The 15,007-nt window shown below is 41.9% G+C and carries 18 protein-coding genes and 1 pseudogene; 7 read left to right on the top strand and 12 right to left on the bottom strand.

Annotated elements, in window-relative coordinates:
- The first annotated feature begins 207 nt into the window (after window positions 1–207).
- On the top strand, window positions 208–1,077 hold the full coding sequence (locus tag ACKP2L_RS01295) for an NAD(P)-dependent oxidoreductase (protein WP_439425586.1): 870 nt from the start codon (window positions 208–210) through the stop codon (window positions 1,075–1,077).
- Here the strand turns inward: ACKP2L_RS01295 and ACKP2L_RS01290 are convergent.
- On the bottom strand, window positions 1,074–1,277 hold the full coding sequence (locus ACKP2L_RS01290; protein WP_439425585.1) for a DUF4044 domain-containing protein: 204 nt from the start codon (window positions 1,275–1,277) through the stop codon (window positions 1,074–1,076). The two genes, ACKP2L_RS01295 and ACKP2L_RS01290, sit on opposite strands and share 4 nt — an antisense overlap.
- A 75-nt stretch (window positions 1,278–1,352) precedes the next feature.
- Window positions 1,353–1,943, bottom strand: a complete 591-nt coding sequence (gene yihA / locus ACKP2L_RS01285; protein WP_439425584.1) for a ribosome biogenesis GTP-binding protein YihA/YsxC — start codon at window positions 1,941–1,943, stop codon at window positions 1,353–1,355.
- 96 nt (window positions 1,944–2,039) lie between these two features.
- Here yihA and ACKP2L_RS01280 point away from each other — a divergent pair.
- A pseudogene (locus ACKP2L_RS01280) lies at window positions 2,040–2,912 on the top strand (aldo/keto reductase).
- A 50-nt stretch (window positions 2,913–2,962) separates the two neighbouring features.
- On the opposite strand, the gene ACKP2L_RS01275 reads toward ACKP2L_RS01280, so the two are convergent.
- The 7 genes from ACKP2L_RS01275 to ACKP2L_RS01245 form a co-directional block, all read right to left on the bottom strand.
- Window positions 2,963–3,316: a fluoride efflux transporter FluC gene (locus ACKP2L_RS01275; RefSeq protein WP_439425583.1), complete on the bottom strand. Its 354-nt coding sequence runs from the start codon at window positions 3,314–3,316 to the stop codon at window positions 2,963–2,965.
- Window positions 3,306–3,677 carry a fluoride efflux transporter FluC gene (locus ACKP2L_RS01270; RefSeq protein ID WP_439425582.1) on the bottom strand — a complete coding sequence of 124 codons (372 nt, stop codon included), beginning with the start codon at window positions 3,675–3,677 and terminating at the stop codon, window positions 3,306–3,308. The genes ACKP2L_RS01275 and ACKP2L_RS01270 overlap by 11 nt, the downstream gene beginning before the upstream one ends.
- A gap of 31 nt (window positions 3,678–3,708) precedes the next feature.
- Entirely contained in the window at window positions 3,709–4,029 is a 321-nt protein-coding gene (locus ACKP2L_RS01265) for a carboxymuconolactone decarboxylase family protein (RefSeq protein ID WP_439425581.1), read from the bottom strand.
- Between the two features lies 1 nt (window position 4,030).
- The gene (locus ACKP2L_RS01260; RefSeq protein ID WP_439425580.1) at window positions 4,031–4,447 is read right to left on the bottom strand and encodes a cupin domain-containing protein; all 417 of its coding nucleotides are present in this window, start codon (window positions 4,445–4,447) and stop codon (window positions 4,031–4,033) included.
- Window positions 4,448–4,555: 108 nt separating this feature from the next.
- Window positions 4,556–5,911, bottom strand: a complete 1,356-nt coding sequence (gene celB, locus ACKP2L_RS01255; RefSeq protein ID WP_439425579.1) for a PTS cellobiose transporter subunit IIC — start codon at window positions 5,909–5,911, stop codon at window positions 4,556–4,558.
- A 168-nt stretch (window positions 5,912–6,079) separates the two neighbouring features.
- A complete protein-coding gene (gene thiD, locus ACKP2L_RS01250) occupies window positions 6,080–6,886 on the bottom strand; it encodes a bifunctional hydroxymethylpyrimidine kinase/phosphomethylpyrimidine kinase (RefSeq protein WP_439425578.1) in 807 nt (268 codons plus the stop codon).
- Between the two features lie 122 nt (window positions 6,887–7,008).
- Window positions 7,009–7,629: an NADPH-dependent F420 reductase gene (locus tag ACKP2L_RS01245; protein ID WP_439425577.1), complete on the bottom strand. Its 621-nt coding sequence runs from the start codon at window positions 7,627–7,629 to the stop codon at window positions 7,009–7,011.
- Between the two features lie 97 nt (window positions 7,630–7,726).
- Between ACKP2L_RS01245 and ACKP2L_RS01240 the strand changes: the two genes are divergently transcribed.
- Window positions 7,727–8,074: a hypothetical protein gene (locus tag ACKP2L_RS01240; protein WP_439425576.1), complete on the top strand. Its 348-nt coding sequence runs from the start codon at window positions 7,727–7,729 to the stop codon at window positions 8,072–8,074.
- On the opposite strand, the gene ACKP2L_RS01235 is transcribed toward ACKP2L_RS01240, so the two are convergent.
- Window positions 8,063–9,298, bottom strand: coding sequence for a DUF2075 domain-containing protein (locus ACKP2L_RS01235; protein ID WP_439425575.1), 1,236 nt, complete (start codon window positions 9,296–9,298; stop codon window positions 8,063–8,065). The genes ACKP2L_RS01240 and ACKP2L_RS01235 overlap by 12 nt on opposite strands.
- A 94-nt stretch (window positions 9,299–9,392) precedes the next feature.
- Between ACKP2L_RS01235 and lepB the strand changes: the two genes are divergently transcribed.
- The 4 genes from lepB (at window position 9,393) to ACKP2L_RS01215 (ending at window position 14,266) form a co-directional block, all read left to right on the top strand.
- Complete coding sequence (gene lepB / locus ACKP2L_RS01230) at window positions 9,393–10,013, top strand: signal peptidase I (protein ID WP_439425574.1); 621 nt, start codon at window positions 9,393–9,395, stop codon at window positions 10,011–10,013.
- A 303-nt stretch (window positions 10,014–10,316) separates the two neighbouring features.
- Window positions 10,317–11,318, top strand: coding sequence for a ketopantoate reductase family protein (locus ACKP2L_RS01225; RefSeq protein WP_439425573.1), 1,002 nt, complete (start codon window positions 10,317–10,319; stop codon window positions 11,316–11,318).
- 56 nt (window positions 11,319–11,374) lie between these two features.
- Complete coding sequence (locus ACKP2L_RS01220) at window positions 11,375–12,853, top strand: APC family permease (protein ID WP_439425572.1); 1,479 nt, start codon at window positions 11,375–11,377, stop codon at window positions 12,851–12,853.
- 75 nt (window positions 12,854–12,928) lie between these two features.
- Complete coding sequence (locus ACKP2L_RS01215; protein WP_439425571.1) at window positions 12,929–14,266, top strand: aspartate aminotransferase family protein; 1,338 nt, start codon at window positions 12,929–12,931, stop codon at window positions 14,264–14,266.
- Window positions 14,267–14,300: 34 nt separating this feature from the next.
- On the opposite strand, the gene ACKP2L_RS01210 is transcribed toward ACKP2L_RS01215, so the two are convergent.
- Window positions 14,301–14,762: a YbaK/EbsC family protein gene (locus ACKP2L_RS01210; RefSeq protein ID WP_439425570.1), complete on the bottom strand. Its 462-nt coding sequence runs from the start codon at window positions 14,760–14,762 to the stop codon at window positions 14,301–14,303.
- A gap of 44 nt (window positions 14,763–14,806) precedes the next feature.
- Window positions 14,807–14,959, bottom strand: a complete 153-nt coding sequence (locus tag ACKP2L_RS01205) for a hypothetical protein (protein ID WP_439425569.1) — start codon at window positions 14,957–14,959, stop codon at window positions 14,807–14,809.
- Window positions 14,960–15,007 lie beyond the last annotated feature (48 nt).

The following is a 15,007-nucleotide window of genomic DNA, read 5'->3' as shown; positions in this document are numbered from 1 at the left end:
AGAAAAAAGCGAAAAGAAAACCCGCCAATGTCAGCGGGCCAGAACAGCACAACAATAAGCCCGCCTAAACGAGCCACCACCATGCTATGTTGTTTACAAAATTATTTTTCATAACTGATTGATTTAATAATACACTATTTCCCATAAAAAACAAGCTGAACAAAAAGATCTAAAATTAAATCGTAAAACTGATTCAGAGGAGGAAATATGAAAATCGCTTTTATCGGGACTGGTGTCATGGGCACTGGTATCATTAATAATTTTCTCAAAAAAGGAAATCAGGTAACTGTTTATAATCGTACGAAAGCTCATGCACAAAGAGTATTAGACCAAGGAGCCGTTTGGGCCGATTCACCAGAGGAAGCTGTCAAGAACAAAGAGTTCGTGTTCACGATGGTCGGCTACCCGCGGGATGTAGAAGAAATATACTTTGGCGAAAAAGGCATTTTTAAGCAAGCAAAAACAGGCCAGATCTTGATCGATATGACGACTTCGACTCCAACTTTAGCCGAAAAAATAGCGAAAAAAGGCCAAGAAAAAAATATTGCCGTCCTTGATGCGCCAGTATCTGGCGGCGACGTTGGTGCCCGCGATGGCAAATTAACCATCATGGTCGGCGGCGATAAAAAAGCCTATGAAACATCGTTGCCTTTATTCGATCAGATCAGCAAAAAAGTTAACTACTTTGGTCCCGCTGGAAAAGGCCAACACGCTAAGATGGCCAACCAAATCATGATCGCCGCCACTATGCTCGGCATGGCAGAATGGATGACCTACGCAAAAAGTGCGGGACTTGATCTGCAGGAAACGCTGGATACTTTATCTGCCGGCGGTGCTGATAACTGGTCGATGGATAATTATGCTCCTAGAGTTTTGAAAGGTGATTTCAAACCGGGATTTTACGCAAAACACATCCTTAAAGACCTAAGGATCGCTTTGGACGAAGCAAAAAAGATGAACTTGAAGCTGCCTGCTGCTGAATTAGCAGAAAAATCGTATGCCGAATTAGCTGAAGAAAAAAACTTAGGCGATCTGGGCACACAAGCGATCGTTAAACTGTGGGAACAGTGGTCTTAAATACCGACTAAACTTATCAGAATAGCGATCACGGTAATCGCGGCCATCAGTAAAGCCATCGTGATCGTCAAGTAATCAAAACGGCTTTTATGCCGTTTTTTATTGGTCTCATAAGTCATACGCGAACGAACGACTTGCGACTTGCGCTTTAACATTTCATCGACCGAGCGGTCAGTATTATTTGTTTGTTTTGAATCCATGGACATTGCTCTTGAAGCCATTATACATGATTATCGGCTGATCATTGGACTATATTAAATAAAAAAAATTCGTGTCTATTTTAAATCAGCCTTTTGAAGGATCCACTGCCAAAGTTCATCAACACCTGTTTTTTCGACTGCAGAGAAAAACAAAAAATCATTTTCGCTTTTGAATTTCAAAAATTTTTTGATTTCTGATTCAGCAGCATTGAACTTGCCGCGTGCTATCTTGTCGGCTTTAGTCGCCACAACGATCAAGGGGATCTGATAATAATTAAGCCAGTCATACATCAATTTATCGTCAGCAGTCGGCTGGTGCCGAGCATCGATCAAGCTAACGACACCTTTCAGCAAAGGACGGCTGCTTAAATATTCTTCGACCATCTGGCCAAACTCTTCCCGCTTTTTCTTGCTTACCTTGGCAAAACCATATCCTGGCACATCAACGAAAAAAAGTTTCTTGTCAAGCCGATAAAAATTCAAAGTCTGAGTTTTACCGGGCTGACCGCTGGTATGAGCTAAATTCTTGCGGTCCAGGATCGTATTGATCAAAGACGATTTGCCGACATTAGAGCGGCCGACAAAAGCGATTTCCGGTAGACCATCATTAGGATATTGTTTTTTAGAAACGGCAGATATAACTAAATTTGCATCATTTATTATCATTATTTAAATTTTATACGATTATCAGCTTTTTTTCTTTCTAAATTTCTTCTAAACAAAAGTAAGTGCTTGATTTAAAATTAGAGCAAGGAGGATTTTATGGCTGAAATAAACGCTAGTGAAGCCGGTACCTACAAATTTGATAATCATTTTGTCATCAATCGGCTTGGTTATGGAACGATGCAATTAACCGGACCCGGAGTTTGGGGGCCGCCCGCTGATCCTGAAAACGCTGTTAAGGTCGTTAAAAAAGCAGTTGAATTAGGTGTTGATTTTTTCGATACAGCTGATTAATACGGGCCTTGGTTCGCTGACGACTATCTTGCCCAAGGACTGAAGGATGCTGCCAACCGTGATCAGATCTTTATCTCAGACAAGGTCGGCCATACAAGACAAGGACCTGATAAGTGGACACCCCATGGCGAACCGGGTTTTTTGCGGCAAGAAGTAGAACTATCGCTTTTTAAATTTGGTATCGATCATGAAGACCTTTTATTCTTGCATCGAGTCGACAGTCATTTTTCTTTGGCCGAACAAATGACCGAACTGAAAAGAATGCAGGATGAGGGCAAGATCAGGCATTTAGGTTTAAGCCAAGTAACTGTTAAACAGATCCAAGAGGCTGAAAAATACGCCAAGATCGATGCCGTCGAAAATCTTTACAATCTGGCTAACCGCCGTGACGAAGATGTTTTGGAATACACCGCTGCTCATGGGATCGCTTTTGTCCCCTGGTTTCCTTTGAATACTGGCAGATTAGCTCAAGCTGGCGGTATCTTAGACAAAATCGCTAAAAAATATCAAGCGGCACCGGCTCAGATAGCCTTGGCCTGGTTATTAAAACGCTCGCCAAATATCTTGCCGATCCCAGGAACCAAATCGATCAAGCATCTAACAGAAAACGTGGCTGCTGCACAAATCAAATTGAGCGACGAAGACTTTAAAAAGTTAAGCGACGCCAGCCAATTTTAAAAAACCGCTAGTCTCCAAACCGGCGGTTTTTGTTTGCTTTTCATAAACACCTATATCGACCTGCCTAAACAAAAAGCCGCAATTGAAATTAAAAGTGTCGCGACTAAATAAGCTATTGAATAAGACTTGTTTTTTCGCTGAAACAGATTGACCGTTTCTAAGATAAAGGTCGAAAAAGTTGTAAACCCGCCGACGATTCCGCTGCCTAAAAAAGTTTGCCAAAAAAGAGTTAAATGCAGACTGATAACAATTCCCAAACAAAAAGATCCGAAAATATTTATAAAAAGAGTCGCCAAAGAAAAGTCGAAAATATTTTTAAAAAGCGCTTTTCGAGCGATAAAATACCGAGCCTCGGCGCCCACAGCACTGCCCAAAGCCGAAATAAAGACCAATTCAAGCAGCACGATACAAAGACCCAGCGATCCTGATACCTGATAGCAAAGCCAAGATACCCAAAAATACTGATGCCAGCAAATAAATAATTGCATAAATCAAATCAAATCCGGCCAAATCGTTTATTTCTGAGATAAAGGTCGAAAAAGTTGTAAAACTGCCGACTAAACCTGTCCCGCAGACTAATGAAAAAATCGTCATATCCTTGTCAACGGCCCTGATCAAGCCATAAGTCAGTCCCATCAAAAGGGCTCCAAAAAGATTAATAAATAAAGTTGCCAAATGAATAGGGCTGGCAAAAGACAGCTCGATCAATTCTCTGATGCCGCCGCCGATAAAACCGCAAATCAAAATAATCAAAAAATTTCGCACCCAATATTGCTCCCTTTGATATTTTTTTAATTTAATCCGTAAAAATCTTTTTAGCTATTGCCAAGGCCGACCAAGCTTTTGGCCAGCCGGAATAAAAAGCCAGCTGGGTTATAAGCTCTACCATCTCATCTTTAGTCACACCGTTTTGTTTGGCGATCTTCATATGCGCTTCCAGCTGCGGGAAAAGCCCTTGAGCCATCAAAGCCGAACAAGTTATCATGCTTCTATCTCTTGCCGATAATTTATCTTCTCGCGACCAGACTTGGCCAAACAATACATCATCATTCAATTCAGCGAACTTAGGTGCAAAATCCCCAAATGCCTCATGCCCCGCCGTCTGTTTTTTTGCCATTTTACCGATCCTCCAATTTAGAATATTCCTCATCGGTCACAGCTTCCAGCCATTCCGGTTTGCCTGCAGTGATCGCGATATGTGAAAACCAGCTGTCTTTAGTAGCACCGTGCCAGTGTTTGATGCCGTCATGTGTGACAACAACATCCCCGGGATGAAGTTTGCGTGCCTTTTGGCCTTCTTCTTGATACCAGCCTTCACCACCGGTCACAAGAAGTATTTGATAGCCATCATGGTGGATATGCCAATTATTACGACATCCTGGTTCAAAAGTTACGTTGCCGACACCGACATTAACGGCCGGATCGCTAACCAGATTTTTAAGAAAACTCTGACCGACGAAATATTTAGCGTAAGCTTCATTTTTTTCACCGGCAGAAAAAATAACACCTTTTTTTACATCCTCATTTTTAGCCATTAGATCTGCTCCTTTTTTTATAATTCAATAATAATTCAATTAAAGCTGAGATGATTTTTTAAAACAAAAAAAGGCGCCTTTTGGGCGTCTTACAAGAAGAGTTTTTTCTTATTTTTCAGCTGCAGATGCTTTTCTTTCGTTTCTCAGCAAAACATTATCATAGTGCTTGATAAACGGATACCAAACGACAAAGCCGACAAGTGCGCAAACTACCGAAAGAACTGCGCCCTGCCAACTGGCCGTAGCGATAAATCCGCTGAGTCCGACTGGTGTCGGCCAAGGCTGCTGCAAGATGATCTTCGGTACCAAATGCAGACCAATAGCCGTATAGCCAACGATTCCAGAAGCAATGGGAGCGAAAATAAACGGTATCAGCAAGTTGACATTATAAACGATCGGCAGACCAAAGAGGATCGGTTCATTAATATTGAAAATCGCCGGTACGATCTCGACTCTTCCGATCTCCTTTAACTGAGCAGAACGCGACCTGAAGGCCAGCCAAATAGCCATACCCAAAGTAGCACCGGAACCGCCGATGATAACAAAAGCATTCATTGGATCGCCGGCAAAGAAATAAGTGGAACCTTTGACATTGGCAGCCATATTAGCCAATACGATCGGTGTGTAAAATGAGCTCATGATCGTAGCACCGTGAATACCGAACCACCAGAGAAAATGGATCAGGAAGATGATGATCAAAAATCCCCACCAGGTGTTAGCAATATTGCTGACAAATGAAAATGGAATGTAAAGTACCCTGAAGATGTCTGTGCCGAGCATGACCAATATGAAGTTGAAAAGAGTTATTACAAAGGCAACACAGAATCCTGGGATCAAAGCACTGAACGAGTTAGCAACTCCGGACGGAACTGAAGCCGGCATTTTTATCTGCCAATTGTGCTTGATAGTAAAACGATAGATCTGAACAGTGATCCAAGAAACGATCAAACCGGTGAAAATACCGATGGCTGCGATCCTGGTTATCCCAGAAGCTGAAACAGCGTAACCGCCGCCGATAATGTTATTGGCTTTCAAAGACTGCACGAACTGGACTGAACCATTGCGCCATACCAGCTGAGGTACAGTGATGAAAAATGCCATCAAGAACATCATCACAGCGTTCATAGGAACAACATTGATGTGTTCTTCATCGTGATAAATTTTTGTATATGAATAGGTAAAAGTCCCAGCAAAAACTAATGCTAAAATACCCATCGTCGAATTATAAACGACCTGAAAAAGGTTGGTGAATCGGCCAAGAGTATCAGCATATAAAGATGCAAACCCGGGAATCGGGAAGGCTTGCGGCAAAACTGTCAGGATCAGGAAAATCGCACCAATGATAGAGAAGGAAATAACACTATATCCGGCATCCATGATCGCACGGACAAAGCGGGATCCAGCGAATTTCCCTGTCGCAGCAGATATCCTATCCCTTAAAGAAGCTGACTGGTTATTGTTCATGATTCCACCTCCTAAAAATAACTGTTTCTCATGAACAAATACATTATAAAATAAAAGCGCTTACATTGGTTAGTTTTCGAAAAATAATTTCGATTTTCCATATTTTTTCTGTTTTGTTTCAGACAAAAAAACTCTTGGATACTGTTCCAAGAGCAAAAATAGTACGGATCAAATTTCAGGCGCCCAATGATTGATCGGACCGAATTTATGGCCGACCGGTATTTGACTGGCGATCGCTTGATCGACAAATTTTTTAGCGACACGAATTGCATCTTCAACACTATTATTTTTGGCTAATTCCGCGGTGATCACCGCCGACAGGCTGTCGCCGGTACCATTTTTTCGTTCTGTATCATAAAAATCACCAGTCAGCCAAAAATCATCCCCGGATTCCAGCAGGACATAATCGGATACCTTTTTTTGTTTCGGATCACTATGGCTGCCTTTAATAATGATATTTTTAGCCCCTAATTTTTTTAAACGCTGGGCCGCGGTCACCATATCATTTTCACTTTTTATATCCATTTCTGCTAGTTTTTGTGCTTCAAAAAAATTTGGTGTGATCACAGCAGCCAAAGGTATCAAGTGATCTCTCAAAGTCTGATATGCACTTTGTTCCAATAACATGTTGCCGTGCTTAGTCGTGATGACTGGATCGACGACTAGCGGACCGAAATCATATTTTTTATAATTTTCAACGACTGCATCAACTAATTCAGAGTCGGAAAGCATGCCTGTTTTACTTGCACCGATCTTATAATCGTCAGCCAAACTCTTGAATTCGTTATTGATAAATGATATCGGCAAATTGACTGAATCATGGATGCCGTAGCTGTTTCCCGCAACACATGCCGTCAGGACCGAAGCACCATAAACATGCCTTTGAAAAAAACTGTGCAGATCGGCCTGCACGCCAGCGCTGCCGTCACTGTCTGAACCGGCGATCGTTAATGCTTGTGGAAAATCATTGACCAAAATAAGCCCCCTTAAAAACCACCTTTAACTATCAAAACGATAGTCATCGATTTAATTAACTATAAGATTAATCATCTATGAAGCCTTTAGCAAGCAAAAAATAAAAAAATCACAAACTCCTATCAAGAAGCCGATCGTCTTTTCCATTCATCTAAGGTCCCGCTGAACAAAAAGAGCGGTGAATCCGACTGAAAAAGCAGACTATCATCCAAGCTGCCGACATCATAGGCAGCAAAACCGATCTGTTCGATCAAATCGCTAACGATCTTTTTAGCCTGAACATCATCTCCGGCCAACGGAAAAACTTTTCGCTTGGAATCATCTTCAAAGCTTATCAAAGAAGATAATCCGGCTACTGACAAAATATTGAAGGCTTTGACGACCCGAGCATTTTTAAAATGATCAGAAACGAACCGTGAAGAAGCGGTTTTCCTTGAAATCAGCTGATCGTTTTTACCATCGCGGTCTGGGAAATAGTTCGTAGCATCAACGACTATTTTGCCTTCTAAAAGGGACGGGTCTAATTCTTCGATCGCGTAAAAGGGTGTTGCCAAAACGACCAGATCGCTTTTTCTGACATCGCTTTGGTCACCGGCAAAAACGTTTTCGCCTAAAGTGATCACAGTTCTCTCCAAACTTTTTTTGCCGCGGCTGTTAGTTAAGATCACTTTATGTCCCGCTTTAGCAAACAAGTCGCCAAGTGTCCTGCCGACCTGCCCGCTACCAATAAAAGAAATTATCATAAGAGCTCCTTTCGTTTGCCTTATAATTACTTTAATAACTTACAATTATAAAGTAAAAAATATTGTATAGTTTAAAAGAAAAAGAAAGGAAAAAGTGATGGTCGACCTAAAAAAATTTAAGAGATTCATTATTGCTTTCGCTGCGATCGGGCTTTTTTTCTTTTTTATCTCTGCGCCGAATCCTGATCCAAGTTCTCAACAAAGCGGCCAATTATCATCTTTATCAACGATATCAAAAGTCCAGCAAAGAACAAGACAGTTGAACTGCGATGGTAAAAAACAGCGAGTCGTTGTCGACAAAGTCATTTTGAAAAAAGGAAATAAAGAACAAATAATTTTTATCAAAAATGGACAGGCTATCTATAAAATAAACAAAAAAGACAACAACAATTTTTCTCTTACTATATTAAAAAAGAATCTCAATAAATTTATTTCAAACATCTGATTTTTCAAAAACTTGAGCATATTTCTGGTAAAGCAGGCGGCGCAGATCAGGATCGTGAGCATAAATATAAAGACCCTTCATGCCTCTCTTCATCAAAATATTGACTGTATTCAAAACAAGATCCTCTTTAGCTTTAATGAAGGCGGGACCGTCTTTTAGATCGGCTCTTTTTTGAAAGGGTTCTTTATTAGTCACTTTATCTAAATCAACAGCAATTTTATCTTTGTCTTTCAACAAGATCGGCGGGCCTAAGATCAAACCGACATAATTAAGATCAAAACCTTGGCAAGTATAAACAGACCCGACCTGATCGATCGTCTCCGGAATCTCGGCCCAGGGCAAGGAACGATAATTATATTGATCCCAAGGCATGCAGAAATCCCCTTCGCGGATATAATGTTTTTTGCCATCCAAAATAGATGGGTAGCCGGTCGTCGAAACGATCCGGCAAAGGCCGACCTGCTGGTTTCTCTTATAGATCAGTTTGCGCATCTGTTCAGCATCTGCAAAGATCCTAAAATCGAAATCACGCCGAAAATCAGCTTGAATGGCGCCGACGACCCGCCGGCTGGTCAGATCGTTGATCCATTTGATCAGCTGTGGACCAGCCTGCATGCGATATTGCTGTTTCAATTCAACTATCTGTTTTGGATAGGGCGAAATCAATTTTAAAAGACTTTCTTTGGTCCAATAATCTTTAGTCTTGATTATTTGTTTTTGATCGAAAACGATAACCAAAACTTTAGATAATTTGATTATCTCTGATAACTGATCTTCCCCGTAAAAATTGTTATAAGGATCAGGCTTCGATAACAATAAATGTGCTTCATCGATAACGACCAGATCGGCTTTTTGACCGCTTTTCTTAGAACGATTGATAAAACTGGTAGGCCGTTGGAAGTCTTTTTTCAAAAGCTGCTGATACTGGCCGGCAATACCTCGATAAACTTTTAAAAGCTCCGGATGATTGACAAGAAAATAATTGTGCCGCCCTGCTAAAGGATCGCCTTCTTGGCGCTGTTTGCTTTGAAAGCGGAAAAACAAATGATTCAGTAAATAACTTTTTCCGGTCCCGGCATCGCCGAAAAGGACAAAAACAGCCGGATTATCATTTTCCAGATGCTTTTTGACAAATCTTTCGATCTGCTCGACTAATTTTTCCTGTTCATTAGTTAATTTTTCTAAAGGATTTAACTTTGCGGCTGAACTATTGCTTTTGATCATCCTTTTCATTCTAAAATGAAATTGTTGCTTTGTCTCAAAAATAAAGTCATATATACTTATAGACAATCAGTATTCATGCTTTCAAGGAGCTAAAATGAAGAAAATCAAAAATATATTTTCCTGGATCATTCCGATCCTGATAGGACTGATAGCGGCTTTTTTGATCAGAAGCTATTTGGTCGCGCCGGTTGGTGTATCAGGAGATTCGATGTTGAATAATCTGCATAATGGACAGCGCGTTTGGACTCTCCAACAAGCACCGGTCCGCCGCGGTTCGGTCATCGTCTTCGATGCACGGCAAGAAGACCCTGGTATTCGTCCCGGAGATCGCTACTATGTCAAAAGAGTGATCGGGTTGCCAGGCGATCGAGTATCGGCAGCTAACGGCAATCTTTACGTTAACGGCCGCCGAGTAAATCAGAATTACATTACCAGTTTGAATCGTACCAGCGGCACCGGTAATTGGGATCTATCTTATTTATCATCGCCAAGATCCAGTTTTGTGGCCGGGGATTCCCATTGGGCTGATGGACGTGCCAGCCGTGTGCCCAAAAATAACTATTTTGTCTTAGGAGACAACCGCTCCGTGTCCGAGGATAGCCGATATTTCGGCTTCGTAGAACGCAAACACCTGCTTGGTGTCGCAAAAGTCTTTCCTTGGACAAGGAACAATAGTTCAGTTAATCATGCCTGGCAGAACTTCTTTGTAAAATAATTATCAAAAAAATCTCCCAAAAAAAATTTTCAGTGCTACAATTACAAATAACCATTAAAGAAAGGAGTCTAAGATGTCATATAAAAGCAAGCAAAATAAAAAAATTGCAGCGGTCATTATCGCCCTACTACTATGACAAGAGGACTCCAACAATAATTGGTTCGAGTCCTATTTCGTTTTAATCGGAAGTGGGGCGAGACCAAAGAAATCTCAGAGAAGGCCCCATTTTCGAAAATGAGGCCTTTTATTTTAACTTAAAAGTGCCAGATCGAATGTTGATGAAAAGATAAGGAGAAAATTATTATGAACTACGCAGTTTTAGGTGCAGGAGCAATGGGATACCGTTACGGGGTCATGCTGCAGGAAAATACCGGGGCTAAAGTCGATTTCGTCGATACATGGGAAGAAAACGTTGAAAAAGCTCACCAGCAGGGAGGTGTCTCTGTTGCCAGAGATCACCAAAATCGTCGAGTTATCCCTGTAAATGTTTACTATCCAGAAAATTATAAGGGCCACCCTGATGTTTGGATCGTATTTTTAAAGCAGATGAAGTTGCAAGAAACGATGGAAAGATGCAGCAAGGCTGGAATATTCCATCAAGATCAATACGTATTTTCTGCAATGAACGGAATGGGTCATTTTGAAAAGATCGCCGAATATTTTCCTAAAGACCAGATCGTTTGCGGCACAGCCATGATCGCTACACGAATGGACGGGCCTGCCAATGTTGATTTCATGGGTGCCAAGGGAAGCGAACAAATGCACTATGCCACTTACAATGGAAAAGCAGCCGACCAAACAGTAAAAGCGATCGGAGCTGATTTCAAAAAAGCCGGGCTCGGTCCTGTCTTTGCTGATGATTATATGGGGATGTGCATGGCTAAAGTTGTTTTTAATGCCGTTGTCAATACTCTTTGTACCATGTTTGAGATCCAGATGGGCCAATTCGTTGAATACCCCGGCGTTAAAGACATGGCCAAACAACTTTTTGACGAAGCTTTCGACGCTTGCGACCGCGCCGGTATCAAAATGATCACAACACGGCAAGCCGAAGTAGAATCGGTCATCACTGTCAGCCATCAATACAAATATCATTACCCTTCTATGTACCAAGACTTTTCGAAAGGCCGCCCAACAGAAGTCGACTATATAAACGGCTATATCGCTAAATTAGGCCGGGAAAACGACTATGTTTGCCGGACACACGAATTTGTTACCCATGAAGTTCATTTAGCTGAAATGATGCGCAAGTACCGTAAACAAAACCAAGAGCAAGAAAAGAAAATTGCAGAAATGGTTAAATAAGCGCAACAATTTGATCATTTGTTACAATAATTAAATCTTAGCTTAAGGAAAAACACATGAATTTTTTAAAAAAACTAGTTAGAAAAGAAGATCCTAAAGTTTATCTGGATAAAGATGCTCATCTGCAAAAGGTTTTAGGAGTGAAAGACTTTTTGGCCTTGGGTGTCGGCACCATCGTTTCCACAGCTATTTTCACCCTTCCCGGGGTCGTTGCTGCATCCCATGCCGGTCCGGCCGTTGCCATTTCTTTTTTGGTAGCTGCGATCGTTGCCGGATTAGTTGCCTTCGCTTATGCTGAAATGGCATCAGCGATGCCATTTGCAGGCTCTGCTTATTCCTGGATAAATGTTATTTTTGGAGAGTTCTTCGGCTGGATCGCCGGTTGGGCGCTTCTAGCCGAATATTTTATTGCCGTTGCTTTCGTTGCCTCCGGCATCTCTGCTAATCTGCGCGGACTATTAGCGCCTCTTGGCTTTTCGCTGCCGACATTCTTAGCGAGTCCTTTGGGCAGCAAAGGCGGTTTTGTCGATATTATCGCAGCTGTTTCCATACTGATCATCAGCGCCTTATTGAGCCGCGGGGCTTCAACTGCCGCTAAAGCGCAAAACATTTTGGTGCTGTTAAAAGTCTTGGTCATTTTGCTTTTTATCGCCGTTGGTGCGACTGCCATCCACTTTAGCAACTATGTTCCCTTTATTCCTAAATACCGAATCGTTAATGGCGCTCCTTTCGGCGGCTGGCAAGGTATTTACGCCGGTGTGTCGATGATCTTCTTATCATATATAGGGTTTGATTCTATCGCCGCTAATTCGGCCGAAGCCAAAGATCCGAAGAAAACGATGCCGCGCGGTATCTTAGGATCTTTGTTGATAGCCGTAGTATTGTTTGTCAGTGTTTCATTGGTTTTGGTCGGCATGTTCAAATACACTGCCTACACCAATAATGCTGAACCGGTCGGCTGGGCTTTGCGCCACAGCGGACACGGAGTTATTGCTGCGATAGTCCAGTCAGTGGCGATCGTCGGTATGTTCACTGCTTTGATCGGTATGATGCTGGCCGGATCACGTTTGATCTATTCATTTGGCCGTGATGGTATGCTGCCTAAGTGGTTAGGCAAATTGAACAAAAGAAAGCTGCCTAGCCATGCCCAAACTACGTTGACGGTCGTTGGTATCGTCGTGGGTGCCTTCTTCCCCTTCAGCGTTCTTTCTCAATTAGTTTCAGCTGGAACTTTGATCGCCTTTATGTTCGTCTCGTTAGGTATCTACGCTTTGAGGAGAAGAGAAGGTAAAGACATTGCTCAACCGGCTTTCAAAATGCCTTTGTACCCAGTCATGCCGTTATTGGCATTTATCGGCGCTTTAGCGGTATTCTGGGGTCTTGATATTGAAGCTAAAGTATATGCTCTGGGCTGGTTTATCTTCGGTTTGGTCATTTATTTCTCATACGGCATCCGCCATTCTTATTTGAATAAAAAACAGCCGGCCGAAAAAGCCGCTGTCGAAAAAACCAATGTCCAAGAAGATGTTGAATAAATTGAATAAATAAAATTAAGCACTCTTTGTCTTTGGGATAAAGGGTGCTTATTAATTTAAAAGATTGGAGTAACGATGGATCTTAAGAAAGCTTCACAGATGGTAAAAAACGAAAATAAATTTCTTGCCCGCTCGGCTCGTATAAACTATTTCGATCTCGTGATCGATCACGCTCACGGGGCTGTTTTATTCGATGTTGATGGTAACAAATATATCGACCTGCTGGCTAGTGCTTCAGCGATAAATGTTGGTCATACCAATGAAAGGGTCGTCAAAGCGATCGCTGAACAATCACAAAAGCTGATCCATTACACGCCCGCATATTTTCACCATGAACCGGCTATGAAATTAGCTGAAAAACTGGCAAAGATCGCTCCGGGAGATTCTGAGAAAATGGTCAGTTTCGGTAATTCAGGTTCTGATGCTAATGACGGGATCATCAAGTTTGCTCGCGCTTACACCGGCAGACCGTATATCGTTTCCTATATGGGTTCCTACCACGGATCGACCTATGGTTCGCAAACACTTTCCGGGACGAGCTTGAATATGACAAGAAAAATCGGACCGATGCTGCCCGATGTCGTTCATGTTCCCTATCGCAAATATCCTAACGAAGATCAGCATCAATTAAGCCAGCGCTACTTCAAGGAATTCAAACGTCCCTTTGAAAGTTTCCTGCCGGCCGATGAAGTCGCCTGTGTTTTGATAGAACCGATCCAAGGAGACGGCGGGATCGTTAAAGCACCTGAAGAGTATATGCAGCTGGTTTATAAATTCTGTAAAGAAAATGGTATTTTATTCGCCGTAGATGAAGTCAATCAAGGTTTTGGCCGCACCGGCAAAATGTGGAGCATCCAACAATACGACAATATCGAGCCCGATCTTATGTCCGTTGGCAAATCGATCGCTTCCGGAATGCCGTTGAGTGCTGTTATCGGTAAAAAAGAAATCATGCAGAGCCTGGATGCACCAGCTCATATCTTCACGACCGCCGGCAACCCCGTCTGCACTGCAGCTGCTTTAGCAACGATCAGCGTTTTAGAAGACGAACACCTGGTTGAAAAATCAGCCAGAGATGGTCTATATGCCAAACAACGTTTTTTGGATATGCAAAAGAAACATAAAAGCATTGGCGATGTAAGAATGTGGGGACTTAATGGCGGGATCGAATTAGTCAAAGATCAAAAAACTAAAGAAGCAGATCCGCAAACGGCTAACAAAATCATATACTATGCCTTTGCTCATGGAGTCGTCATCATAACCCTGGCAGGAAACATCCTGCGTTTCCAGCCGCCTTTGGTAATAACCAGAGAACAGCTCGACTATGCTCTAGATGTTCTTGATGACGCTTTTACAGCGGCTGAAAATGGCAGTTTTCAACTTCCTGAAGGTATCGGAAAAATCGGTTGGTAAAGATAATAAAAAAGACTGCAGCTGCAGTCTTTTTTTATTTTGCTACGTCGATCCATTTTTGCGGATGCGAATATTTTTCCAATTCAGATATCGAAAGCCGAATAGCTGCATTGACATCCCCGGCAGCCGGGAAAACTTGATCGTATTTTTTCAACGATCGATCTAAATAAACTTCAATACCGGAATTCAAAGCAAAAGGGCAAACAGCTCCAGCCTGATATCCGGTAACTTCCTCTACTTTATCGCGGCCGACCATTTGCGGGCGCTGCTGGAAGACCTGTTTGAATTTTTGATTAGAAACCTTGCTCAATCCGCTGGTAACGATCACGATATCCTTGTCCTTCAACGTAAAGGCAAGGCTTTTAGCTATCTGGTCAGCAGAAACGCCCAGTGTGTCGGCCGCCTGCTGAACTGTGGCTGTCAAACTTGTGAAAACGTGGATCCGTGAAGAAAGGTCAAATTGCTCGAAATATTTCTGGACTCTTTGTACTGACATTATTCATCCTCATTAAAAATAAAATTAGGACAATAATATCACTTTTAATTCCAAAAATGATAATCGGGCCGATTGCCGGCAAAAGAATCAAGATGATAAAAACGACGATGTTTATTATGAACCATCGATCGGCGATATTCTGCCTTTTTAAGATTATCTTCTTCGTTTTCAAAATTAAATTTCAACACTTTTTTCATCGTTTTCTCCTAACCTGTTTGATTAACTATAAGTTTATCTAGGAAAGA

The sequence above is a fragment of the Oenococcus alcoholitolerans genome (assembly GCF_051852995.1).
GTDB classification, from domain to species: Bacteria; Bacillota; Bacilli; order Lactobacillales; family Lactobacillaceae; genus Oenococcus; species Oenococcus alcoholitolerans.
Note: the sequence above shows the minus strand (reverse complement) of the source record. Positions and strands in the feature narration are given on the sequence as shown.